Origin of the sequence: Nitrosomonas sp., assembly GCF_024282095.1 — a bacterium.
Classification (GTDB): Bacteria; Pseudomonadota; Gammaproteobacteria; order Burkholderiales; family Nitrosomonadaceae; genus Nitrosomonas.
Genome location: NZ_JAMWZS010000014.1, coordinates 16677 through 41138, shown reverse-complemented (window position 1 = coordinate 41138; position 24462 = coordinate 16677). Strand labels below are relative to the sequence as shown.

Here is a 24462-nt window from a genome sequence, read left to right as displayed (position 1 = left end):
GGAAGAGAGGAAATATGTCGCTTTAAGTTATTCCGATTTGCTGAGATATTCGACTTGGTTTGAAATTCTGTTTTTTTGCAATGAACACCAGTCCTGCCATACTTGATGAGCTTCTTCCACATTACTGAATGTCCAGAGCACTACGCCGTCTTCCGTCATTAGGGTTGCCATTTTATTCGGCCATTCTTTAATCAGGCAATACATAACTTTCTCCTTTAATACAAATAAATAATAACGTGAGAAAGTTTAATTGATCTATATGAAAATATGATGACAGAGATATGAAGAGTTAATGACAACGCATGTATTATATGGTACTAAACATTTTAATGGCATTGCTACTCGTTGAAACATTATTTATAGTGAGTGTTTAATCGCTCTCCATTTTTACAAGGAATTATTATGAACAGAGTCAATTATATTCAACTGGGTGCTTTAATAGTGCTGATATCTATCGTAGGTTGCGCGACGAATAGCAATCCTAACAATCCTATAAGCACGGCAGGCCAAGGTTTGTCAGCAGTAGAAGGTGCAACGCAAAGTGGCAGGCAAATACTTAATGCCGGTACAGCGGCTGCTAGTAATCCAGCAGGAATCAATCAAATCGGGCTGGTTGATATTTTGGTTCATCGGCTAGGGGTATCACCACAACAAGCATTGGGTGGTGCTGGGGCGATCTTTCAAACGGCTCAAGGCAATATGAATCCGCAGGCATTTGCCACATTATCTAAATCTATCCCAGGAATGGATAGCATGCTCAATGCAGCGCCTGCTATGTCAGGAGCCGGCGGTTTATCTTCCCTGATGGGAAGTTCCGGTAATGCAGTGAGCAGTGTGGCTGCTCTCGCAGCATCATTCCAGCAACTGAATCTCTCCCCTGATATGGTGGGTCAATTTATCCCCGTTGTAACAAATTATGTGAGCAAAACGAGTGGACAGGTAACAGCCGATCTTTTTCAGTCGGCCTTAACAGCAAAATAGAGCGCTCTGCTGCAAGCCGTGAGGTATTGAATGCATCTTCCAACTGCTGGTTTTCGACCAGTTACGTTCCAGGAGGCGGAATTAAACCGGGAGAGATGATTATAAGTTTCTTGACAAGAATCTGAATTTTATAGTATACGTAAAAGCGATTTAAAGGCAAACGGAAGGAGACTTCCGGACGCAAAGCCGAGGGCCCTAACCATAATCAGGAAGGGTGGCCGGGTTGCATCGTACCGATTTTCTCTGAATCGGTTTGTTCGCATTCCTTCGACTTTGCTTTACACAAATAGAAGGAGGCGAAATGATACTTTCATCATGGTCTAACCAACAAATTCTTGATCAACTCGATTCCGGTTATCACTGGAGTGGAAATACGATCACTTATGCTTTTCCGACATCATCAGCAGGTATTTATGGCGCTCAGGAAGCTTCTGGGTTTCAAGTATTAAATACGGTTCAACAATCTTACGCCGAACTCGCGCTTCAGACGTGGGATGATTTGATTGCTCCGGATTTGCAACGCACAACGGCAACAACATCAAATATTGAATTTGGAACTTCGACGACAGGTGTAAATTTTGCGCATTCTTATATGCCGACCATCAGTAGTGTATGGTTCAGTCGTGCCTACGCAGATTTATTATCGCCGCAAGTTGGCAAACATTCTTTTTTAACTTATGTGCATGAAATTGGCCATGCTTTTGGGCTTGATCACATGGGCAATTATAATGGATCAGGATCCTGGATTCCTTCAAGTTACCAAGATAGCGGTGTTTATTCCGCAATGTCCTATTTCGGTCCCAACTGGGGCTCTGGTCAAGCGAGCGGTGAGGGTTCGGTTGCTTGGGCCGATTGGGTTGGCGCGGATGGAAAAATATATTCTCCGCAAACACCGATGCTCAATGATGTGATGGCAATGCAAACCATCTATGGGACTGAAACGACGACTCGGGCGAGTGATTCAATTTACGGATTTGGAAGCAATATTACCGACAAATTATCGGCGATTTATAATTTCTCAGTTAATCTCAATCCGATCATTACCATTTATGACGCGAGCGGTATTGATACACTTAATCTATCGGGGTGGTCTACATCAAACATCATTGATTTGATGCCCGGAGGTTATTCTTCAGGTAACAATATGACGTATAACATTGCCATTGCGTATACCTGCGATATCGAGAATGCTACGAGCGGTGCCGGTTCGGATACGATAAGCGGTAATGCGTTAAATAATCGGCTGGATGGCGGCGCAGGAAATGATTCGGTAGCTGGTGGAGATGGCGATGACACGCTGATGGCGGGTACCGGTAATGACAGCTTTGATGGTGGCAATGGTTCCGATTCTATAGTGTTTTTAGGAACTTGGTCGAGCTATGCATTTTCCTCCAGTGTTGATCAAACCTTTATTTTTAGCAGCAGTGAAACAGGCTCGGATACTGTCAGGAATTGTGAAAATTTCATCTTTTCTGATGTCACAAAATCGATCAATGAGTTAATTGGAAGTATTTCAACACCTATCACTTCCTTATCTATTGTATCGATCGCTGCTAGTTCGGTTTCAATAGCGGAAGGCAATAGTGGATCAACTACTTATTCGTTTACCGTTCAATTAAATACACCCAGTGCGACTACTCAAGCTGTTGATTGGATTGTGACAGGATCCGGTTCCTCTCCGGCAGATGCCAGTGATTTTGTTGCTACTTCAGGAACCGTAATATTCCAGCCGGGAGAAACTGCAAAATCATTACAAATTTCACTTGCAGGAGATTTGGCGGTAGAGCCGAATGAAGATTTTACAGTGACGCTGTCAAATCCTTCATCCGGTTTGACGCTTGGCACATCCACCGCGACAGGTACTATCGTAAACGATGATGTTGTGTCGAGCGCTGATGATTATCCACTGGCCACAAGCACGAATGGCATTGTGTCTGTAAATGGTGCGACGGTGTCAGGTGCTATCGAAACGATGTATGACGGTGATCTTTTCAAAGTCAGTTTAACGGCTGGTACGACATATGTATTCGATCTCGACAAAATTGATGGGGCTCTGAATCCATACCTTGAGCTTTATAGCCCTAGTTTGATGCGAGTGGCATTCAATGATAATGCGAGTTCTACAGTAACAGATTCACAAATTATCTATACAGCTGCAACAACAGGAACATATTACCTTGCAGCCTGGGATTATTTTTCTGCAACCGGTGTTTACTCAATTGGCGTCACAACCTTTAAGGGACAAACACTCAGCGGCGATAGCAATGCCAATATTCTCAATGGCACGATTGGCGATGATACGTTGTATGGGTTGGATGGCAATGACACGCTGAATGGTGATTCCGGCGGTGATCTGTTGGACGGTGGAAACGGTGCTGATGTCATGACCGGCGGCAATGGTGATGATACTTTTGTAATCGATAACGTTTTAGATAAGGCCATTGAAGGTTTAACAACAGGTGGCATCGATCTAGTGCAGTCTTCCGTCGATTTCACTTTAGCAAGCAATGTTGAGAAGCTGACGCTGACAGACGCAGCTAATATTAAAGGAGTTGGTAATAACCTAGCCAATACGATCATCGGTAATAGCGGTAACAATATACTGAATGGTAAAGCCGGAATTGATAGCTTGGAGGGGGGAGAAGGGCCAGATATTTATCAAATTGATCTGACTACGGATCATCAGGCCGCTGAAATTTCGGATAAAGGCAGTACAGGAACCGATGAGATTCGCTATACAGCGACAGTTGCCAGTACGTTAAACTTGTATGCCGGAGATGTGGGCATTGAACGCGTAGTTATTGGTACCGGTACCGGCACCAACGCGATAACGACTGCCACAACCGCGCTCAGTGTGAATGCATCAGCACTGATGAATGCCCTGATCATGATGGGTAATTCGGGTGCAAATATTTTGCTAGGCACATCGTATGATGATTTTATCGATGGAGGAATTGGAGACGATAAACTCACAGGTGGAAATGGTATGGATACGTTGCGTGGTGGTGCTGGTAATGATATTTATATCTTGAATACTGCGACTGATCACATGGTTTCTGAGATTTCAGATAGCAGCGGTGTAGCGGATGAATTGCGCTTTGCCTCGACAATTGCTAACGACACTCTGGTAGTTTATGCGGCTGATACCGGCATAGAACGAGTAGTCATCGGAACGGGTAATGCGACGACTGCTGTTTCCACTGCAACGACAACATTGAATGTAGATGCTTCACTTGCACCCAATGGTCTTATCATCATCGGTAACGCAGGCGGTAATCATTTAATGGGCACGATATTTACTGATAGCATCTCAGGTGGTACCGGCAACGATACCTTAGTGGGCGGGCTTGGCAATGATACGCTGAATGGTGGCGTTGGTATTGATACGCTGAATGGTGGTGCCGGGAATGATGTTTACATTGTTGACAATGCACTTGATCAAATCGCTGAAGATGCGGATATTCTAATCAATGGTAGTGATACGGTTCAGGCGAGCGTAAGCTACTCTCTGGGTACTCATTTGGAAAATCTAACCTTAACCGGAACTGCAGTTATCAATGGTACCGGTAATGATAGCGCTAATGCGATCACAGGTAATAGCAGTCCTAATATTTTGGTAGGTAATGCGGGTGGCGACAATTTGTTTGGATTGGCAGGCAATGACAGATTGAATGGCGGTGACGGAGATGATGTGTTGGTAGGGGGCGCAGGGAATGACGAATTGACCGGCGGTGATGGGGCAGATATTTTCTGGTTTAATACCACAGCCAATGCAACCTCAAATAAGGATACAGTCACTGATTTTGTTACCGGTATCGACAAATTGCAATTGAGCAAATCTGTGCTTGGTTCGCTGGGCGCTACAGGTCAATTTGCGGCTATGGATGTGCGTTTCTGGGCATCCGATTCCGGTGTTGCACATGATGTAGATGATCGGTTGATCTATAACACTACTACCGGAGCACTGATTTATGACGCTAATGGCAGCGCCGTTGGCGGTACGGTATTGTTAGAAGTATTGGGCACTGTAACTCATCCTGCATTAAGTGCAAGTGATATTTGGGTCATTTAAGATCAATAACTTGCAATTCTTAAAGACTCGAATTTCAGTTGCTGGCGCCCAATTCTAACGCCAGTTTTCGGGATAGCTTGGCCGCTTCTTCTGTGACTGGTGTTTCAAGCCATCCCTGCAAATGAGTGCAAGCAATATCTGCCAGCGCTTGAATCCAATCGCCACGTTCATTCAGGCAAGGAATGTAATGAAATTCCTTGCCGCCGGCTTGGGTAAATGTATCTTTTACTTCCATGGCAATTTCTTCCAGTGTTTCCAGGCAGTCGGATACAAATCCCGGGCATACCACATCCACACGTTGTGTCTGTTCTTTTCCCAACTGCATGACGGTGGTTGCGGTGTATGGAGTCAACCATTTGGCTTTGCCAAAGCGCGATTGAAAGCAGACTGAATATTGGTTTGTATCTAGCGCCAAGGCTTCAGCCAGTAACCGCCCGGTTTTCTGGCATGCACAATGATACGGATCACCTTTATCCAGACTTGCGCGCGGGGTGCCGTGAAAACTGATGATCAGCTTGTCAGGTCGGCCATTCACCTCCCAATAATCGCGAACATTCTGTGCCAATGCCGCAATATAGCCGGGATGGTCGTGATACTGTTTGACGGTGCGAATAGCGGGCAAATTGCGCATGTGGCTTAATACTGTAAACACATTATCCATCGCAGCGGCGGTGCTGCTGGCTGCATATTGAGGGAAAAGGGGAATGATCAGAATGCGTTCGCAACCCTGCTCCTGCATTTTCGACAGCACAGTGGCGACAGAAGGTTTGCCGATGTTCATGGCGTATTCCACAATGGGCGGATTTTGTAACCGCCGGTGTAATTCATCGCGCAACAGCTTGGTTTGCCGCTCAGTATGGACTTTGAGCGGAGAACCTTCCGGCATCCAGATTTTTGCGTATTTCTCGGCCGATGCTTTGGGCCTGAAGGGCAGTATAAAACCGTGCAGGATGGGCCACCAAATCAACTTGGGTATCTCAATCACTCGGGGATTACTGAGAAATTCCTTGAGATATGGACGTAATGCCTGTGCAGTGGGTGCATCAGGCGTCCCCAGATTAATGAGTAGTACACCGGTGCGATTGGGTGAGCCGTGTTGATAGATTGATTTGGAGGTCATAGATTATTTAGCTGCATTAATGCTGTGATAGGCCGCTGGATAGAAGCTTGGCGGTAATGTCGACAATCGGGATAATACGTTCATAAGCCATACGTCTGGGGCCGATGACGCCGACGGTGCCGACGATTTCCCCTTCGATTTCGTAAGGTGCCGTCACTACACTGAATTCTTCCAGCGATGCCACATCCGCTTCGCCGCCAATAAAAATCTTGACGCCATGGGCTTGCCGGCTTAATTCGAGTAATTGCAATAATTTGGTTTTACGCTCAAACAATTCAAATAACTCTTTTAGACTGATCAAGTTTTCCGCCAGATCATGAACTTGCAGGAGATTTCGCTCGCCGGCCAAAACCACGGCTTCACTGCTTTCATTGACTGCGTTACCACCCACCTCGATCGCCGCACTCATCAGGCTGATCATTTCGCTACGCAGTTGCTTTAACTCGCCATCCAGGCGGCTGCGAATTTCATCCAGGGTGCAGCCTGCATAGTGTTGATTGATAAAATTTCCGGCTTCGATCAAATCGGATTGGCTATAAGGTTTATCCGTAAAGATAATGCGATTTTGCACATCGCCTTCAGGTGTGACGATAATCAGCAAAATGCGTTTTTCTGACAATGCCATAAACTCGACATACCGAAACACCGCACCTTTACGTTTAGGCGTGATCACGACACCGGCAAAGTGAGTCAGCTCTGAAAGCAGCTGGGATGCGGCATTGATTAGGCGGGAGGGATTGTCAGGATGTAATTGGTTTTCCAGATGATTGAGTTCGACCTTATCCAGGGTTTTGACCACCAGTAAGGTATCGACAAACAAGCGGTAGCCTTTGGGTGTCGGGATTCTCCCTGCAGAAGTATGCGGACTGATGACCAGTCCCATTTCTTCAAGATCGGCCATGACATTGCGGATAGTTGCAGGGCTGAGATCTAATCCGGAAAATTTTGACAGGGTGCGGGAACCAACGGGCTGACCTTCGTGGATATATCGCTCTACCAGAGTTTTTAATAATATTTGGGCGCGTTCATTTAACATAGGGTAATTCTACACCAACCGATAGTTTTCATATTGCGTAGTAAGCAGTGATTGTGCCTTATATATGCTAAACTTTCCAAGTATTAGCAGGCTATTAGTGCCTATCTTTAATCGCTTAAGCTGCATTGTATGTTTGGTTATTTTTCTTGGTTTAATTTGTGGCTGGGCATACGCGATGAAGCTATTTTACATCCTACACAGATTGATCGTTAACTGAGTGCATTTTTTAGTGGCAATTTTAGCGTTTATATTTGATTTTCATCTAACACAATCATTTCATTGACAATACTTTTAAGTAATGAGTTCTCCATTTACAACAATTGCACTGATTGGTAAACATAAAAATCCGGAAATTGCGATACCGCTGCTCAATCTTGCTGAGTATTTGATCAAAAAGAATTATAAAGTTCTGCTGGATCATCTCACGGCATCTCATGTGTGTAGCGATAAATATCCCGTGCTGTCACTGGAAGAAATTGGTGAGCAAGCTGATCTCGCGGTTGTCATGGGGGGCGATGGCACGATGTTGAATATTGCGCGCATGCTGGTTTCCTATGATGTGCCCTTAATTGGCATTAATCAGGGAAGGCTGGGTTTTCTCACGGATCTGTCCGCGGATACCATGTTTGAAACGCTTGATGAAATGCTGGCGGGGCAATATACCACCGAGCGTCGCATGTTGCTGTATGCCGAAGTGATTCGTAACGGCAGTAGTGCGTTTGGCAGCTTGGCATTTAACGATGTGGTGCTGTATCGGGGCATGAGCAGTGGCATGATCGAATTTGAAGTGAAAGTTGACAACGAGTATGTGAATACCCTGCGCTCCGATGGTTTGATCGTGGCGACACCCACCGGATCAACGGCTTACGCATTATCATCCGGTGGTCCCATTCTGCATCCCAGCTTGGATCTGATTGCATTGGTACCGGTTTGTCCCCACACGCTGAGCAATCGCCCGATTGTCATCGGACCGGATGCCAGTGTACAAATCCAGATGCAAAGTGCTGTCAATGTGCGCATCAACTGTGACAGTCATTCCTGTTTTGATCTGGAACAGACGGATAGCATCGTTGTGCGGCGTTTCCCAAAAACCGTGCGGTTGTTACATTCAGTCAATCACAGTTATTACCGCATGTTGCGGGAAAAATTGGGTTGGAGCGAATTTCCCTGATGTGTCCGCACAATGCGCAATTATGCTAACGCACCTGAGCATCAAAGATTTCGTTATTGTTGATCGGATCGAACTGGATGTGATGCCCGGTTTCACGGTATTGACCGGAGAAACCGGAGCAGGTAAATCCATTCTGATTGATGCGCTGACGCTCGCCCTGGGGGAACGCGGTGATGCCAGCCAGATACGGCTCGGTTGTGAGCGTGCTGAAATCAATGTGACATTTGACATCAGTCGCTCGCCGGAGTTGTCGCAGTGGTTGAACGAAAACGATTTGCACGGCGATGCGGATACCTGTTTACTGCGCCGCATTATTGAAACCAATGGGCGTTCGCGCGGTTATATCAATGGGCATACGGTGACGTTACAACAGTTACGTGCCGCAGGTGAATACCTGGTAGCCATTCACAGTCAACATGCCCATCAATCCCTGTTGCAGAAAGACGCGCAGCGTGAATTATTGGATGCTTTTTCCGGTTGCGATGATTTGGCGCATGCGGTCAGGGCGGCTTATCAGAATTGGCAGGACTGTTATCAGCAAAGAATTGCCATGGAACAGCGTGCGGTGGAATCGCGTGACAAGCGTGACCAGCTTGAATGGCAATTGCATGAATTATCAGCATTCAATATTACGCCGGAAGAATGGCACGCACTACAGATTGATCATAGCCGGTTATCGCATGTCGCCACGCTATTGGCGGCGGCTGAAACAGGGATTGAGGCGTTATCTGAAAGCGAATCGTCAGTACTGACGCAACTCAATGCAATCAATAGCCAATTGCGCAATCTTCTCGAGTACGACAATCAGCTTAAGCCCATTACCGATTTGCTGGATTCAGCGCACATCCAGCTGCAGGAAAGCGTTTATGAACTGAAGCATTATCGCCAGAGTCTGGATCTGGATCCGCAGGCATTACAGGATATCGAACAACGCTTGTCAGCAATCCATACGCTGGCGAGAAAATTTCGTACGGCACCTGAAGCATTACCGCCATTGCTCGATGCCATTACGCAGCAATTGGAAGCACTCGGTTCGGACTCAAATATCAGTCACTTACAAGCGCTCGAAGCGGCCGCACAAGCTGAATACCTCAAACAAGCGCAAGCACTGAGCGCGATACGCCAAAAAGGCAGCAAAGCATTATCCCGCCAAGTGAGTGCTGCGATGCAAACCATTGCCATGGCCGGCAGTGAATTTTCAGTGGCATTGATACCCATGGAACAGGGAAACGCCAATGGTCTGGAGCAGATTGAATTCCAGGTTGCAGCTCACCAGGGATTGCCATTGCGGCCTCTGGCGAAAGTGGCCTCGGGCGGTGAATTGTCGCGTATCAGTCTGGCTATCCAAGTGATTACCAGTAAAGTCGGCGCGGTACCCACATTAATATTTGATGAGGTCGATGTCGGGATTGGTGGGCAGGTTGCGGAGATTGTTGGCCATTTGTTGAAACAGTTGGGGAAAGAACGGCAGGTATTGTGTATTACGCACCTGCCGCAAGTGGCAGCGACCGGAGATCAACAATGGCAAGTTGTTAAGTTAGCTGGCAACGCAGAAAATCAGCAGGTTCTGAGCAAAATCACCATTCTGAACCAGCAGGAGCGTATCGAAGAAATCGCGCGTATGTTGGGCGGGATCAACATCACCGAAACAACACGTCAGCATGCTGCGGAGATGTTGCAAGGTGGTGCTGGCGATTAGCGATTCAACTACCGGTGGTTGAAAAACGCATTCGAGACAACGCAGATAATTTTTCAGCAACCTGTTACCGGATAAAATGGTTGGTACCCATTGAATCAACAACCATCCATTGAGAGTACTCAGATTTGCGTACTTGTTTTACGTGGTAAATTAGCGAATTTAGGAGGAGAAATACGGATGACTGGTTGCGTTTCGTTAATGGCCTGTCATGAGTGCGATTTACTGTTGCGCGTGGATCATTCGTTCGAGGAGGGCGTGGTGAAATGTCCTCGCTGCGCTGCTGTACTACTTAAACATAAACGACACAGCCTGGATTTGACTCTGGCATATACGATTACCGGATTGATTTTATTTGTGATCTCCAATGCCTTTCCGATTATCGGCTTTCAATTTGAAAGGCAAAGCACAGAAACTATTTTGCTTTCTGGAGTCCGGGAACTGCTTGATCAGGACATGCACCTGCTTGCAGGTCTCGTATTCACTACCACCATCCTCGCGCCTTTTACCTTGCTTGTCACGTTGCTCTATGTATTTTTACCATTAAAGTTCAATCGCATTGCGCCCTATACGGCTGAAGTATTTCGCTTTACATCAGCGCTTAGGCCTTGGAGCATGATGGAAGTCTTCATGCTCGGTATTCTGGTTTCCGTGGTCAAGTTGGCTGCCATGGCGACGATTATTCCTGGCGTTGCCCTGTGGTCCTTTGGCATTCTTATTTTTGTATTGGCAGCGACCACATCCAGCCTCGACCCGGATCTGGTATGGGAAAAGCTGGGAGCTAGCCAATGAACGATCAAACTAACGCCTGGATTACTGCAGCCGCTGCCGGTCTGATAAACTGCCACAGCTGCGGCCTGTTGCATAAAGTGGCCGAGGCACATGTTTGTTGCCACCGTTGCGGTACATCCTTGCATTTACGCAAACCCGATAGTCTGCCACGGACGTGGGCCTATTTGCTTGCCGCCTACGTTTTGTATATCCCGGCCAATGTATTGCCAATTATGACAACGACCAACCTGGGATCGATCCAGTCGAATACGATTTTAAGCGGTGTTAACTATCTTCTGGTTACAGGTTCGTGGCTACTGGCCCTGATAATATTTATAGCCAGCGTTTTTGTACCTGCACTGAAGTTGGTTATTCTCACTTATCTGGCGATTTCCGTTCAAGTGCGTTCTTCGTGGCGCCCCCGGGAACGGGCATGGCTATACCGTTTGGCGGAAATCATGGGGCGCTGGTCCATGGTTGATATCTATGTGGTGACATTGATGGTGGCTTTGGTCAAAATTCAAGGATTGGCTGATATCGATGCGGGCAGCGGCGCTGTAGCTTTTGGGGCGGTTGTAGTACTGACGATGCTGGCGGCCATGTCATTCGATCCCAGGCTGATCTGGGATAATGCAGAGAAAAATAATGAATGAGCAAAGCTTAAATGAAAAACAGATCAACGACCTGCCGGCAGCGAGCTTGGAAACCCGCAACGGAATATCCATCGTTTGGCTGATTCCACTGGTGGCACTACTTGTCGGTGCATGGCTGGCTTATAAAACGTGGTCTGAAACTGGCCCCACTATCACGATAAGCTTCAAAACCGCAGAAGGACTGGAAGCGGGTAAAACCAAGATCAAATACAAAAACGTCGAAATTGGCCAGATCCAGTCAATTGAACTGAGCGATGATCTGTCGCACGTTATTGTCACTGCTGAATTGGTTAGGGACGCCAAACATTATTTGACAGAAAGTACGCGGTTTTGGGTAGTTCGCGCACGCATTGCGGCGGGCGAGGTTTCCGGACTGAGTACGCTATTATCCGGCGCTTATATCGGTATAGATCCCGGCAAAGAAGGTGATGATGCGAAGCATTTCGTCGGACTGGAAACTCCACCGGCGTTGACGGATTATGCGCCTGGCAGTCATTTTTTTCTTCGTGCCGATAACCTGAGTTCTCTGGATGTCGGATCGCCGATATATTACCGTATGATCAAAGTAGGTCAGGTAATCGGCTATCGATTCGCTGTGGATGGTCAATCGGTGGAGATTGATGTATTCATCCATTCACCTCATGACAAACAGGTCAATTCCAGTACCCGTTTTTGGAATGCGAGCGGCCTGGAAATGTCTTTAGATGCCAATGGTGTCCATATCAGTACTGAATCATTGGTCACTGTCATGATGGGTGGCATCGCTTTTGAAACGCCAAAAAAACTGGGTGAGGCAGAACCTGTTGCCAAGGACTATGAATTTGTTCTGTTCAAAAACCGTGAAGCTACCATGCGGGAAAGTCATGCATTTCAGATTGAATATGTATTGCATTTTTCCGGTTCGGTGCGCGGCCTAAGTTTGGGTGCACCGGTAGAATTCAGAGGAATTAAGGTCGGGGAAGTGATTGGTATCAATATGGAATTCAATGCGCAATCAAACGACATCATGATTCCAGTAACGATAGAATTTATACCTGAGCGTATGATATTCAAAGGCGTACCCAACCAGATCGAATTTATACGCGACCACCACAAAAGAGTTATGAATGACTTCGTCAACCGAGGGATGCGTGCCCAGTTGAAAACCGGAAATTATATGACAGGTCAGTTGTTTGTCGATCTGGATTTTATTACTGATGCGCCTACCGCAAGCATTAATTGGGAAAAAGCACCGCCTGTGTTTCCCACCACGCCAACACCTTTTGAGGAAATCAGCACCACGCTTGCCAGCCTGGTCAAAAAACTGAAGAAGCTCCCATTGGAGAAAATTGGCAGCCAGTTTCAGGAATCAGTCATTACGCTGACGTCGACCATGCAGGAAACGGAACGATTGGTTCAAACGCTGAATACTTTCGTTACACCGGCGATCACCGCAACATTGGATCAGACCCGGAAGACGCTTGCTACCATGGAGCAAACAATTCAAAGCGAATCGTCCACGCAACATGATCTGCAAGATGTGCTCGATGAGTTGTCAAAAGCTGCCCGCTCTATTCGCATGATGGCCGATTATCTGGAGCGACATCCCGAGGCACTCATTCACGGTAAGCGAGAAAATCAATGATACCGATATCCCGTGTATTTCATTGTCTAACCGTCTTGGTGGCGATATTGATAGCCGGATGCGCAACTACGCCTACTTACACATTTTATACGTTAAGTGCCATGCAGGCAGTAGATCCGACGCCTCAAGCCGCTTATCACGGCGGTGATACCACTATTTCGCTGAACCTCGTTTCGTTTCCATCCTATCTGGATCGCCCGCAAATCGTTACCCGGCCTACGGCGTATACGTTAGCAATTCATGAATTCCGACGCTGGGGTGGATCGCTGGAAGCTGATTTTGTAAGGGTGCTTGGCGAAAACCTGTCCATCCTCCTGGATACTCAGCGTATTTTTCTGCCACGACAAAATGTGCCGTTTACTATCGATTACCGTGTTGCGATCGACGTTAAACGATTCGATGGCGATCTGGGCGGGCAAGTCGTCCTTGATGTCGATTGGATGATCATCACCCAAGCGCATAAAGAACGCGTGGTAGTCAAAAAATCAGTGATACGAGAAGCCGTGGACTCGCGCGATTATGAGTCCCTGGTGTCAGCTCAAAGTCAGGCTGTAGAGAAATTAAGCCGTGAAATCGCTGCTGCATTTCGGAAAATCCAGCGCAATTAATTCATATGTTCCGGAAATCCCGGGGCGGTTCAAACTTGCATCCATTAACGGACAAAGTGACGGGTTCCCAGAGAATCAACGATCATGCGCCGATAATGCTCGGATTTACGCATTTGCAGGCGTTCCAGCTGACTCAGATTATCCGTTAGCACCACGCCCCGGGATTGATCAATATTCAAGTGTCGCTGCTTTAACCAGGCGCGATGTGTACTGGGCAGCGCCGCATCGTCCAGATTGATCGTGTGATTGGTGGCAAGAAAAATAAAATCATTAAAATCCGTACCCGGATCGGAAATGAATACTTGCTGGTGCGGGAAAACTTGCGCCAGTGTTTTGGCAACAGAGGCCAGTGCTGCATTCTGGCCATTTTCCAGAAAGGACACAAAATTCAGTGCGAGTATGCCTTGGTCGGCAAGTAATTGCCGCAATTGAGCCAGAAACTCAACCGTCAACAGGTGCGTGGGTTCCGAGCCGCCGGTAAATACATCCAAGATGATCAAATCATAAGGGCCTTTAAGCTGACGGATTTCATAACGCGCATCGCCGATAATGGTTCGACCTGTGGGCGTAAATCCAAAGTGATTGCTGGCCGCTTCCGCAACCGCCGGATCTATTTCCAGCGTATCCGTCACGATGCCATAATCTTTCAGCGCCATCGCCATATGCCCGGCGCCCTGGCCGATCAGTAAGGCATTATTCAGATTGGGTACCAGTGCAGGGATCCGGGTCACAATTTTTTGATACGTCAACAGATTCTCACCGTGGCTGATGCTGGCTGCACCAATTGTGGAAGCATCTGCGGTAAGCAGGCGAATATTTTCTTTGGGCTTGTCAATCACCCGAACCCAACCGTACAGGCTTTCGCGTTCAAAGCGGGTTTGCAAGGCATCGCTCGATTCGGCTTTGCCTGAATTAGCGATTTGCGGATATAAACCCGCACTGACGATCACCAATAAAGCGGTTGGTGCCATGACCATCACGGATTTTAAATAATTACGCTCAATAATGGCGACGATCACGGCCAATACCAGCAGCGCAATTCCCAAGCCGATGAAAATTTCACGCGACCCGACCAGTGGAAAGAGATAAAAACCGAGGAATAGGGTTCCGATCACGCTGCCTACCGTACTGACCGCGTAGATGGAGCCGGTACTGGCGCCCACATTGGCCAAAGCCGACGTGGATAACTTCACCGCGAAAGGCCCGACCATGCCCAGCATCATCAAGCTGGGGGAAAATAGGATCAAGGTACTGATAAAACTTCCCAGGCGCAAGCCGAAGGGATCGGTTGCCAGTAACACAGGTTCGGTTAACCAAGGAATAATCAGTGTTAATAATCCGGCGGCTGCAATGATGAATGCAAGTCCTGACCGCGACCGGTCCGCCCAGATGCCGCCCACATAGTAACCTAATGCCAAAGCGATTAATGTGACGGCGATGAGTGAGGTCCAGACATAAAGGCTGGCGCCATAAAAGGGTGCAATCAGGCGTGTACCCAGCAGTTCGATCACCATGACCGCTGCACCGGTCAGAAATACGGTGCAGTAAAGCCAGGTTTTTCCCAGAATATTTGAAGATGGTTGATTCATGCGTTACCTCGAATGATTTTCTTTATTTTTCTTGAATTCATTGACAACAATTTGACCGCCCGAGATGACCAAGTCGGGATATTCCAGTAATTTAAATCGCATAAACGGATTGCCGCGCACGGCGATAATGTCGGCCGGTGCATCGTGCAACAATGTTCCCAATAGCGGTTTGCCCAAGTTTTTACCTGCTTCGGATGTAGCTGCCTTCAATACATTCAGCACGTCTGTAGAATCAGTGGATTCACCGCTGGTTAAATGCAACATCAGACTCATCTCCTCTCCATTGATCCCCCAGGGCACATTGTCATGGCCAATTTCAGATCCATAAATAAACTTGGATTTTGTTTCCGGAGCATGGGCTATGATATGCGCGAGCTTATGCGTATTCGCATGAATGCCTGTACAAGTGGAGAGCGTATCAATGGTGGTCACAAAAGCTACGTTTTGAGCGACCGCGCGATGCAACAGATCTTCACGGATTTCCGCGCAAGGAATATGCGCCCATTCATCTACGCCACCATCCAGCGCCAGCTCAACACCAGTATTTTCCCCTACATGCGCCGCCACCTTCTTGTTCAATGAATGTGCTGTGGCAACGATCGCCTTGACGATATCCAGCGAAAGTAGTGGCCAGGGGGTTTTGGGGGGGGCACCGTGACCATGAGTGGACATCCATGGTGCGCCGGTTTCTCCGCCTGGCTCCAGCGCAATTTTGATAATCGTTGAGCCCCCTGCGACCAAGTCTTTGACGACTGTTTCAGCGTCTTCAACGGTTGCAACTGCAATGCCTACCGCATCATATTTACCCTGATGATTGTTTTCGTCATGGCCAAAGACATTCAGTGGATAACCGTCAATTGCTTGGATGATAGGCCCGGCACTCAATACGCGCAAGGTACCGTTACCGCCCATTGGTTTTAGCAGTGGACCGCCGGTGTCTCTGGCTGTCGTGATGCCGTGTCTTAATACTTTTTCATGTGGAATGTTTTGAATGGCTAAATGCGCGTGTGATTCAATAAAACCGGGAAGGATAGTCGCATCACCCAAGTCGATGATGTTGTTGCATATCCCATCGAATTGATGGTGATCGCCTACCTGAGCAATTCTGTTGCCTTTAAACAAAACCGCAGCATTTTCAAGCAAATTGAAGCCATCAAAAATCCGTTCGGCAATTAATACATGGCAATGATTGCTCTTGGATCCGGAACCAGCATCGTTCTGAGCAAAACTGTTCAGGCTAAATCCTTGTGCGAGTGCCATAACTAATAGCATTAGCTGCATTTTTTTCTGAAATATAAAGCGCATATGTGTCATTTTTGTTCCTGAAAATAGATGTTCGTTTTTTATTAGATGTTTTACAGAAAGAAGCAAGCTGGAGGAGGTGGTATCTGATCTGCGAAAAATATCGATGGCTCTACTGCTTTACTTGATGGTTTTGGATTGTATGCAAGAAATCTAGTGTTGATAATGCGGCAAATTGTCGCAGCAGCAGCAAAAATAGCATTCCATAATTTGAACGAAGAACGATTAATTGTTAATTAAATAATGGGTTATGCGGCGCGTATTGTGATTTGCGATATGCCAGTGAAGGGATGCGGCATTTTGCCGCATTGTTTTTTAGTGAATCGAAAAATATGATTCGCGCTGAAAGAAATTCCTGTTTCTTGAGAAATATGTTGGCAATCAGGCTTTGCCGGGGATATGGAAAAAGAATGGAGTGGATTTCAGACTACTTTTTGAGCGTCACCTCAAAAAGTAGCCTTTAGTGAGCATTACAAAAATAATTCAATTAAAAAGTTAAAAAGGGGTTCTTCTAACATGTTAATTAAAAAATTAAAGTTTTCCACCCATGGTGCATTGGCAATTGCCTTGCTAATGGGCATCTCACACAGCGCATTTTCGCATACCCGCCTGGAAATACCAACGGTCGCTGAAAACCTGAGGATTTCCAACAATGTTGTCATTGGACATGCGTGCGGAGACGGAACGAATGTCATTGCTCACTCGGTAGTATTTCCGGATGGCGTGGATTCCATTGTGAAAGTAAACGGTACCCAGACTGCCGACACCATCGATGTCTATGTAACCAACTATGGCAATCTGTATCAAAAAATACTCAATCACAGCGTCTTCAAGGATGAAGATGAAAAGCATGACGCCAACGGTAATACAGTTGGATTTTATGCAAGGGATGGAAAAAGTCCTGACTATTACACCACCTATGTTCCATTCAGAGCGGGTGCAATGTCGATTGAACCCACCTCTTGTGCCAGGAGCGTGAAAGTGTCTTTAGGTATTGCGGATATTTGCAAGATTACGAATAAGACAGGTTTTGCTGAAGGCATCGTCAATCTCTGGACACCGGCAGTGGGCTCGGATTATGACGGCCCCGGACTGCACGGCTTCAATTCTCCTGCCACCTTGACAGTAACGCGTGATCTGGTAAATAACCCAATGGATGCGGCGTGTGGCGATGGCTTGGACATTGAAGTGATTCCATCGGCTGCGCAATTGAATCGTGATATGCCGATTGTGAGTACAAAAGGCAAGCAAATCTGGCCGAAACCTTAAGCGTAACAAGTCAAGCATATAGCAAGTTTTTTACTAGAGGGTGGGCAAGAACGGGAGCTCTTGTTCATCTTCTTCATTTATGAGGAGTGCGTAATTATGTTGCAATTCCAAAACGCAAAGATCGGTGTGCTCATACTGCTCATGATTTTTTCCTGGGCTGTCATGAGGATCCATACTGCTCGGGCAGACAGCATTGGTAATTCGGATACCAAGTTGGTATTTAACAGCCTGGAGTCTTTTCAGGTGAGTTGTTTTGCTGATGACAGTGATGATCAACGCCAACCTGATTTGGCATTCACCGAAAAGATAGTGAGTTTGGCTGCATCGAGTAATCCCGAACAACGGATCAGCGCCTTGTCGCAATTGGCTGAGAAAGGTCCGATTGATGCCGGAGTTGTGCAAAAAATCCTGCAAAAAGCCATTTTGGATAAAGATTCCAATGTCAGAGGACAGGCTGTGTATGCCATTGCACAACAGATGTGTGCGGATTTTCCTATTTTACTGGAGCAAGCACTCAATGACAGCGAACTGTCGGTGCGCCTGATGGCGATAGATAGCTTGGGAATTGATGAAAAAAGCGTCAATTTGCTTGAACAAGCACTCAATGACGACGAGCAAGCCGTCAGAGAACTGGCTGCGATGAAGCTTGAATCTTACAAGAGTCACTGATCGTATCGTGTTTTAGTATTGTTTGAACAGACAATGGCAAATCATTCATTGTCGAGTTTACTAATTTGAAGGAATATATGATGAAATTCTCAATTTTGAAGCAGGTTGCGATGGCAGTTTTTGGCGGGCTGATCATGAGTCAGACAGGTACAGTATTGGCAGATAATCAAAGTGGTAGTTTCACCACGGGATTAGCTGCCGGTGTTGATTTTTATCAAGTCACTTGCTTTGACGACGGTAACGGTGCGCCTTCCTATCTTGAAGCGCAGGTCAAGGATATGACGGCCAACACATCCAAAGTGAATATTTTGATCTATAAAGGGACGGCTTGCACGACTAATAAGTGTGCGCAATCAAGTCTGGATACTACAGACAGTGATACCGGTTATAGCCCTTTGATTAAAGTCACCCAAGGAGCCGGTACTTATTATCTATTCGTTAAACATGCTGCTGCGGGAACCGACAGTTACGATGTGATCTATCACTGCAAGACTGCGGGTAATGTACATACTGGCACAAGTATTACCTCCAGACAGCAGCAATAATCCTTACTGCGAATAATTCCCTTTGCCTTGTGAAAAAGGCATTGGGGAATTCATTTCATCTGCTTAAAATCATTTTTTTACTTTTCTTGGCTTGAAAATGGCGTCAACAATAGGTGCGACATTTTGTCACATTGATAATTTTATGCTGCGGTCAGATAATCAAGCCACTAATAGATTGATCAGAAAGAATTCAATTTGTAGTGAAGGACTCTCATGGAAAATCTCAGTTTACGATTTACGAACATGCATCATGTATGTGAATTGATGGAAAAGTACTTAAATGCTTGAGTGCAATTAAAAATTACAAGATATTCCATGCAGGAAATATTAATAAATTATTGGAAGATAAAGAGTATAAAGATGCATACAAATCATAAAGTAAAATTAATCACGGTTTCAATGATTGCTGCGACAATAACAATGATTGGACATAATGTTTTTGCCCATACAGTGCTAGAAACACCCTCAATCTCTGAAGGTATCCGAGTGTCTAATAACGTTGTGATTGGTCACGGTTGCGGGGAACGTAACGCCATAGGTACCAGTGTGGTGTTTCCGGATGGTGTGGATTCAACTATTACAGTGGATGGTCAACCGCATGCGGGTGCATTGACGGACTTTGTACAAAATTGGGGAAATCTGAATCAGAAAGTCTATAGCAAGGCTGTTTTTACCTTTCAAGGCGAGAAACTGGATGCTAGTGACAATGTTGTGGGGTTCTGGGCCGGTGGTGGTGATTCCCTGCCGCATGACATGAGTGGCTTTATTCCATTCAGAACCAGTGCAGCAATTATTGAACCGGAATCCTGTGCCGCCAGTGTGAAATTCCATGTATCGATTGTCGATATTTGTGAAATCACGCCCGTTTCCGGATTTAGCGATGAAACAATCAATCGGTGGACTCTCGCAGGACTGGGCACGCCTTATGATCGTGTCGGCGAAGATGGTGCAGCATCACTGACCATTACTCGTACCAGCGCTCTGCCGGCATCTTGCGGTGCTACTGGAGTGGCAGTTGAAGTTAAACCTTCAGCCGCGCAAATCAATCGGGATATGCCGATTAAACTGGATGGCAATCAAGTCTGGCCACAGTAATGATTGAATATTTAATATAGGTTGCTGTTATGAAACCTCGCTCTCCCTCCTTCTCGGAGCGAGGTTTTTTTTAAGAACCTAAGGGGGGTGATAGATATGAATACATGTACATGGCAGATCGATGAATACGGCTTCAATTATGAAAGTGCTACATTCATATAATATAATGCCACTTATTAAACTGATCTCGATATAAGGAATACGATCATGCTATCTATATCATTTGGTAAACTATCGAACGTCGTTCTTTTTGTAGCCGCAATTGGTTATACATGTGCGAGTAGTGCGCACGATGCGGGCGCTACCATGGATCCCAACGGTACTGTTGCCGGTTTTACCGGTTTTGCATTGGTTACTTGTACTAATAGTGGCAGCATTCCGACGAGTTTCCTGGAAGCGAGCATCACAGATACTTCACTACCGCAGGACAATTTATTGGTTAATTTGCAAATCATACACATCGGTAATAATTTTAATCATGCAATCAGCACAACTGATCCTATCTCAGGAGATGCGGAGCCTAGTCCTTCTGTCAGGGTGGCAGGCGGAAATGGTAACTATCTTTTGCTGGTGAACAAAACCGCTGCGGGCGCGAGATCGTTTACCGTATCCTATCATTGCAAAGCGGCGGATGGGGTTACACATACTGATACAGATATCCTTGTTTATCAATTTGAATGATGATCTATTCGTGCAATAACGTTTTAAGATCATTGAGGTAATATGCGATGAAAAAAATAAAACTATCCTTGTTGATTATTAGTTTGTCGCTCTTGTTTACGACAAATTTATTTGCAGAACATCTGCAGCAGGCATCGTCTTCGTGTGCATTGACTACATTAGATGGTAAGCCTGCGTATGATTTACAAGAATTGAAAGGAAAAGTTGTCTATATGGATTTTTGGGCATCCTGGTGCCCTCCTTGCGTAAAGTCTTTTTCTTTTTTAAATCAACTGGATCATGAGTTGAAGGATAAAGGTTTGCACGTGATCGGTATCAATCTGGATGAGAAAGTTGCGGATGCTCAGGAATTTCTTGCTAAAAATCCAGTTGATTTTTCGATTGTTGCAGATCTGAGCAAACAATGCGCCAAAGGCTTGGAAGTGATGGCAATGCCGACTTCTTATTTAATTGATCGGAAAGGCAACATTCGTCATATTCATCAAGGATTCCGTCCGGATGAGTCGGAAAAATTGCGTGCATTGATTACGCAATTGGTGATGGAACCCTAGCAATAGGGATTCTTGAGTACTTGCCCCCTGCATGCGAGAGATTCGATACTATCTGACAATCTTCGGATCAATACTCGCAATGGGTATTGGCGGAACCGGGTGTGTCAACATCGCGCCATGGGAACGGGGTAATCTCGCAAAACCTCAGATGGAATTGGATCCACATCCGCTGCAAAGTGAATTACAATCGCATAACTACAGCAGCCGCGAAGCGGCACCAAGCCATAAATCCTCTTCAGGTGGCGGTGGTTGTGGCTGTTATTAAGCGAATCCCCGCTAAACGTTGTTTCTAGGTGAATGAAATTTGCAACGGAATAGAATGCCGCAGCGCCAGGGTGGCAGCCATCGATTGAATGATCTGGAAGTCTCGTCTGTAAAATCAAGAAATACACTCCATGCATTGACATCTGCTGCATTGGTATTGCCTGGACTATTGATAACACCAGGACACGCGGCGGGAACAGATCGGATCAATTTCCAATATAGCCGTTACCAGGAAGGCGAACGTAATCTGTACGGCGTTCCGAGCCTAAAACCAATCAGCGCCGACGTTTTGCATGGCAGCGGTATTTTTTCTCTGACTGATCGCACCAAGTTCACTTTTGGTTATACGCAGGACACCTGGTCGGGTGCGACACCCGTTACCATAACGCCGTTGGCCACCGATGGCGGTAATCGTCCGTACTTCAATAATGGAGTAGTGGTCGGCGCCTCTCCACTGCTGCAAAGCAATGTCCTGTTAGACCGTGATTTAAATCCCATTGGACGAGATCCCATCACGAAACAATCATTGGGAGTCGTTGATACCCGATCAGTGATGGTGATGTCATCAGCCTCGCCGGAAACGCGCCGCCAAGCCACTTTTGGTTTGAGTCATGAATGGAATGAAGCCGCCATTCATGTGGCGGGTGGTTTTTCACGGGAACGTGATTATAAATCCAGCTTTGGCAACATTGGCGGGCGTCTTGATTTTAACCAGAAATTGACCAGTGTTAAATTCAATGGCGGCTATACGCACAGTGATGTTGGCGCCATTTTGGATCATGATTCGTCCCCTTATATTACAAAGACTGCTTACTTGCCACAAATTGTCAGCCGCGGTGGTTCTGAAATCCTGCAAGGCAATCGGCAGGATTGGGTAGCGAATGTCGGTGTATCGCAGGTGTTGACCAAGAACGCATTGGTAGATGTCAATATTGGTTACACGCATAGTAATGGGTTTATGGAAAATCCCTATAAAGCAATGTCAGCCATCTTTATTGATCCGGCTGAATTGAACAATGGGCAATCCAGTTTAATTACCGGGAAGGTACGTGCACTGATCGAGCAGCGGCCGGATATACGTAATCAGGTTGCATTAAACACAAAATATATTCAATATATCAGCCCGTTTAATGCGGCCATGCACCTTGGTTATCGATTGTCGGTGGATGATTGGGGCGTCAATACCCACACCTTTGATGCCAGCTGGGTGCAACAGATTGGCAGCGGATGGACGTTAACGCCGCGCGTTCGCTATTATTCGCAAGATGCCGCCAGCTTTTACCGGCCTTATTTGTTTTCTCAACAAGCCTTCAGTAAACAAGAAGTTGATGGTTCCGGACGGAAGGTCTGGGTTGATCAGAATAATCTTAATAAGCAGTATTTTGGCGATGATCGATTTAATCTGGTTGATCAAAATGGCAGCCCGGTTGATGGGTTCTCAGTCAATGTTACCGCTAAAATGATATCCTTTGATGCAGGGAAATTACCGGATAGTTTTTCCAGTGATCATCGTCTGGCAGGTTTTGGTGCATTAAGTGGTGGCGTGGTATTGGGTAAAATGCTCGGAAAAGGCGTCGCGTTGGAAGCCGGTTTTGAATACTACACCCGTGCCAGCTCGATGCAGATCGGCAGCGGCAATAACAGTTTTGCTGATTTTGATTACTATGTGGCGAATGCGGCGATAAAGTTTGATATTGAGCCGACCACTGCGCTGCCGATCGTTGGTTCCAGCGGATCTTCCGGATCACATGCGCATGCTGCTGAGCACCACCATCATAAAATCCCCCCTGCGGGCATCATGTTCGGCCATATGCTCGATAAACCCGGCGATTTCATGATGGGCTACCGGTTTATGCTGGGCAAATCCACTGGATCCATGATGCATGGCGCACATCAAGTCAGCGACCAGGTTGTTGTCGATCAAGGTTGCAGTGATACGCCGTGCCGGTTTACGCCTGCTTACATGAACATGCGCATGCATATGCTCGATATTATGTATGCACCGACCAAGTGGCTCAATGTCATGCTGATGCCGACTTTTATGGACATGGACATGAATCTGCGCAGATTGGCCGGAGCACCGCCCGCTGCACCGGGTGTGCATGAACATACCGGCGTGGCTGGTCATGAAACCGGGGCTATTGGAGATACCTATTTTTCATCCTTGATTAAACTGATTAACATTCCGGGGCATCGCGTGCACATGAATCTGGGACTCAGCGCACCGACCGGCAAGGTGGATATCGAATTGCGTCGTATGGCTCAGGCCGACGGCGGATTGATCCATTTTGGTATGCAATTGGGTAGCGGTACCTGGGATTTCATGCCCAGTCTGACGTATGCCGGTGAAAAAAGTCGTTGGTCCTGGGGTGCGCAACTCAGTGGTACCAAACGCCTGGAAGAAAAAAACAAATCCGGTTATCGCTTGGGCGATATGTTTCAGGCGACAACCTGGGGTGGTTATGATTTGACGCAGTGGCTGACCGCTTCGGTGCGTGGTGTGTATACCTTGCAAGGCGCGGTACACCGCGACTTTGATGCATTCAATGCACGTATCGGTCCGATGGATTTTCCTCAAAATTACGGCGGGCAATTCTGGGACGTTGGATTCGGCGTGAATGCCATCATCCCAAGCGGCCGATTTGCCGGTAATCGCTTCGGTTTTGAATGGATACAACCCGTCAGGAACGATTTCAACGGATTCCAATTGGATCGCAAGGGATCCCTCGCAGCAACCTGGAGCTATCGGTTTTAAGTACCGCGCT

At 46.6% G+C, this 24462-nt stretch carries 21 protein-coding genes and 1 riboswitch; of the genes, 16 read left to right on the top strand and 5 right to left on the bottom strand.

Annotated elements, in window-relative coordinates:
• Positions 1–27 precede the first annotated feature (27 nt).
• Positions 28–204: a hypothetical protein gene (locus tag Q0K92_RS06045; protein ID WP_297324910.1), complete on the bottom strand. Its 177-nt coding sequence runs from the start codon at positions 202–204 to the stop codon at positions 28–30.
• A 198-nt stretch (positions 205–402) separates the two neighbouring features.
• Here Q0K92_RS06045 and Q0K92_RS06040 point away from each other — a divergent pair, with 198 nt between their 5' ends.
• Together Q0K92_RS06040 and Q0K92_RS06035 are read left to right on the top strand one after the other, a co-directional pair.
• Complete coding sequence (locus Q0K92_RS06040; protein ID WP_297324909.1) at positions 403–981, top strand: DUF2780 domain-containing protein; 579 nt, start codon at positions 403–405, stop codon at positions 979–981.
• Between the two features lie 145 nt (positions 982–1126).
• Positions 1127–1212, top strand: a riboswitch (cyclic di-GMP riboswitch).
• A 70-nt stretch (positions 1213–1282) separates the two neighbouring features.
• Entirely contained in the window at positions 1283–5053 is a 3771-nt protein-coding gene (locus Q0K92_RS06035; RefSeq protein WP_297324908.1) for a M10 family metallopeptidase C-terminal domain-containing protein, read from the top strand.
• A 34-nt stretch (positions 5054–5087) separates the two neighbouring features.
• On the opposite strand, the gene hemH is transcribed toward Q0K92_RS06035, so the two are convergent.
• On the bottom strand, positions 5088–6173 hold the full coding sequence (gene hemH / locus Q0K92_RS06030; RefSeq protein WP_297324907.1) for a ferrochelatase: 1086 nt from the start codon (positions 6171–6173) through the stop codon (positions 5088–5090).
• A 16-nt stretch (positions 6174–6189) separates the two neighbouring features.
• Positions 6190–7209 carry a heat-inducible transcriptional repressor HrcA gene (gene hrcA / locus Q0K92_RS06025; protein WP_297324906.1) on the bottom strand — a complete coding sequence of 340 codons (1020 nt, stop codon included), beginning with the start codon at positions 7207–7209 and terminating at the stop codon, positions 6190–6192.
• A 298-nt stretch (positions 7210–7507) separates the two neighbouring features.
• On the opposite strand from hrcA, the gene Q0K92_RS06020 reads away from it, so the two are divergent.
• The 6 genes from Q0K92_RS06020 (at position 7508) to Q0K92_RS05995 (ending at position 13732) form a co-directional block, all read left to right on the top strand.
• Positions 7508–8380 (top strand): NAD kinase, encoded by an 873-nt coding sequence (locus Q0K92_RS06020; RefSeq protein ID WP_297324905.1) that lies wholly within the window; start codon positions 7508–7510, stop codon positions 8378–8380.
• Positions 8381–8402: 22 nt separating this feature from the next.
• Positions 8403–10079 (top strand): DNA repair protein RecN, encoded by a 1677-nt coding sequence (gene recN, locus Q0K92_RS06015; RefSeq protein WP_297324904.1) that lies wholly within the window; start codon positions 8403–8405, stop codon positions 10077–10079.
• Between the two features lie 177 nt (positions 10080–10256).
• A complete protein-coding gene (locus Q0K92_RS06010; RefSeq protein WP_297324903.1) occupies positions 10257–10868 on the top strand; it encodes a paraquat-inducible protein A in 612 nt (203 codons plus the stop codon).
• A 20-nt stretch (positions 10869–10888) separates the two neighbouring features.
• Complete coding sequence (locus Q0K92_RS06005; protein WP_366084126.1) at positions 10889–11500, top strand: paraquat-inducible protein A; 612 nt, start codon at positions 10889–10891, stop codon at positions 11498–11500.
• Positions 11493–13124 carry an MlaD family protein gene (locus Q0K92_RS06000; RefSeq protein ID WP_297324901.1) on the top strand — a complete coding sequence of 544 codons (1632 nt, stop codon included), beginning with the start codon at positions 11493–11495 and terminating at the stop codon, positions 13122–13124. The genes Q0K92_RS06005 and Q0K92_RS06000 overlap by 8 nt, the downstream gene beginning before the upstream one ends.
• Positions 13121–13732 carry a PqiC family protein gene (locus tag Q0K92_RS05995; protein ID WP_297324900.1) on the top strand — a complete coding sequence of 204 codons (612 nt, stop codon included), beginning with the start codon at positions 13121–13123 and terminating at the stop codon, positions 13730–13732. The genes Q0K92_RS06000 and Q0K92_RS05995 overlap by 4 nt, the downstream gene beginning before the upstream one ends.
• 44 nt (positions 13733–13776) lie before the next feature.
• On the opposite strand, the gene Q0K92_RS05990 is transcribed toward Q0K92_RS05995, so the two are convergent.
• Together Q0K92_RS05990 and Q0K92_RS05985 are read right to left on the bottom strand one after the other, a co-directional pair.
• Complete coding sequence (locus Q0K92_RS05990) at positions 13777–15321, bottom strand: fused MFS/spermidine synthase (protein WP_297324899.1); 1545 nt, start codon at positions 15319–15321, stop codon at positions 13777–13779.
• Positions 15322–15324: 3 nt separating this feature from the next.
• A complete protein-coding gene (locus tag Q0K92_RS05985) occupies positions 15325–16635 on the bottom strand; it encodes an amidohydrolase family protein (RefSeq protein WP_297324898.1) in 1311 nt (436 codons plus the stop codon).
• Between the two features lie 504 nt (positions 16636–17139).
• Here Q0K92_RS05985 and Q0K92_RS05980 point away from each other — a divergent pair.
• The 8 genes from Q0K92_RS05980 (at position 17140) to Q0K92_RS05945 (ending at position 24452) form a co-directional block, all read left to right on the top strand.
• Positions 17140–17892: a hypothetical protein gene (locus Q0K92_RS05980; RefSeq protein ID WP_297324897.1), complete on the top strand. Its 753-nt coding sequence runs from the start codon at positions 17140–17142 to the stop codon at positions 17890–17892.
• 96 nt (positions 17893–17988) lie between these two features.
• Entirely contained in the window at positions 17989–18561 is a 573-nt protein-coding gene (locus Q0K92_RS05975) for a HEAT repeat domain-containing protein (RefSeq protein ID WP_297324896.1), read from the top strand.
• Positions 18562–18641: 80 nt separating this feature from the next.
• The gene (locus Q0K92_RS05970) at positions 18642–19106 is read left to right on the top strand and encodes a hypothetical protein (protein WP_297324895.1); all 465 of its coding nucleotides are present in this window, start codon (positions 18642–18644) and stop codon (positions 19104–19106) included.
• A gap of 486 nt (positions 19107–19592) precedes the next feature.
• On the top strand, positions 19593–20201 hold the full coding sequence (locus tag Q0K92_RS05965; protein ID WP_297324894.1) for a hypothetical protein: 609 nt from the start codon (positions 19593–19595) through the stop codon (positions 20199–20201).
• A gap of 207 nt (positions 20202–20408) precedes the next feature.
• Complete coding sequence (locus Q0K92_RS05960) at positions 20409–20882, top strand: hypothetical protein (RefSeq protein WP_297324893.1); 474 nt, start codon at positions 20409–20411, stop codon at positions 20880–20882.
• Between the two features lie 47 nt (positions 20883–20929).
• A complete protein-coding gene (locus Q0K92_RS05955; RefSeq protein ID WP_297324892.1) occupies positions 20930–21433 on the top strand; it encodes a TlpA disulfide reductase family protein in 504 nt (167 codons plus the stop codon).
• 31 nt (positions 21434–21464) lie between these two features.
• Positions 21465–21698, top strand: a complete 234-nt coding sequence (locus tag Q0K92_RS05950; RefSeq protein ID WP_297324891.1) for a DUF4266 domain-containing protein — start codon at positions 21465–21467, stop codon at positions 21696–21698.
• A gap of 54 nt (positions 21699–21752) precedes the next feature.
• Complete coding sequence (locus Q0K92_RS05945; protein WP_297324890.1) at positions 21753–24452, top strand: DUF3570 domain-containing protein; 2700 nt, start codon at positions 21753–21755, stop codon at positions 24450–24452.
• Positions 24453–24462: the final 10 nt, after the last annotated feature.

What these genes read in the sequence shown, in the direction of transcription:
- Q0K92_RS06045 (WP_297324910.1), bottom strand. Translation starts at nt 204, where the DNA reads ATGTATTGCCTGATTAAAGAATGGCCGAATAAAATGGCAACCCTAATG.
- Q0K92_RS06040 (WP_297324909.1), top strand. Translation starts at nt 403, where the DNA reads ATGAACAGAGTCAATTATATTCAACTGGGTGCTTTAATAGTGCTGATA.
- Q0K92_RS06035 (WP_297324908.1), top strand. Translation starts at nt 1,283, where the DNA reads ATGATACTTTCATCATGGTCTAACCAACAAATTCTTGATCAACTCGAT.
- hemH (WP_297324907.1), bottom strand. Translation starts at nt 6,173, where the DNA reads ATGACCTCCAAATCAATCTATCAACACGGCTCACCCAATCGCACCGGT.
- hrcA (WP_297324906.1), bottom strand. Translation starts at nt 7,209, where the DNA reads ATGTTAAATGAACGCGCCCAAATATTATTAAAAACTCTGGTAGAGCGA.
- Q0K92_RS06020 (WP_297324905.1), top strand. Translation starts at nt 7,508, where the DNA reads ATGAGTTCTCCATTTACAACAATTGCACTGATTGGTAAACATAAAAAT.
- recN (WP_297324904.1), top strand. Translation starts at nt 8,403, where the DNA reads ATGCTAACGCACCTGAGCATCAAAGATTTCGTTATTGTTGATCGGATC.
- Q0K92_RS06010 (WP_297324903.1), top strand. Translation starts at nt 10,257, where the DNA reads ATGACTGGTTGCGTTTCGTTAATGGCCTGTCATGAGTGCGATTTACTG.
- Q0K92_RS06000 (WP_297324901.1), top strand. Translation starts at nt 11,493, where the DNA reads ATGAATGAGCAAAGCTTAAATGAAAAACAGATCAACGACCTGCCGGCA.
- Q0K92_RS05995 (WP_297324900.1), top strand. Translation starts at nt 13,121, where the DNA reads ATGATACCGATATCCCGTGTATTTCATTGTCTAACCGTCTTGGTGGCG.
- Q0K92_RS05990 (WP_297324899.1), bottom strand. Translation starts at nt 15,321, where the DNA reads ATGAATCAACCATCTTCAAATATTCTGGGAAAAACCTGGCTTTACTGC.
- Q0K92_RS05985 (WP_297324898.1), bottom strand. Translation starts at nt 16,635, where the DNA reads ATGACACATATGCGCTTTATATTTCAGAAAAAAATGCAGCTAATGCTA.
- Q0K92_RS05980 (WP_297324897.1), top strand. Translation starts at nt 17,140, where the DNA reads ATGTTAATTAAAAAATTAAAGTTTTCCACCCATGGTGCATTGGCAATT.
- Q0K92_RS05975 (WP_297324896.1), top strand. Translation starts at nt 17,989, where the DNA reads ATGTTGCAATTCCAAAACGCAAAGATCGGTGTGCTCATACTGCTCATG.
- Q0K92_RS05970 (WP_297324895.1), top strand. Translation starts at nt 18,642, where the DNA reads ATGAAATTCTCAATTTTGAAGCAGGTTGCGATGGCAGTTTTTGGCGGG.
- Q0K92_RS05960 (WP_297324893.1), top strand. Translation starts at nt 20,409, where the DNA reads ATGCTATCTATATCATTTGGTAAACTATCGAACGTCGTTCTTTTTGTA.
- Q0K92_RS05955 (WP_297324892.1), top strand. Translation starts at nt 20,930, where the DNA reads ATGAAAAAAATAAAACTATCCTTGTTGATTATTAGTTTGTCGCTCTTG.
- Q0K92_RS05950 (WP_297324891.1), top strand. Translation starts at nt 21,465, where the DNA reads ATGCGAGAGATTCGATACTATCTGACAATCTTCGGATCAATACTCGCA.
- Q0K92_RS05945 (WP_297324890.1), top strand. Translation starts at nt 21,753, where the DNA reads ATGCCGCAGCGCCAGGGTGGCAGCCATCGATTGAATGATCTGGAAGTC.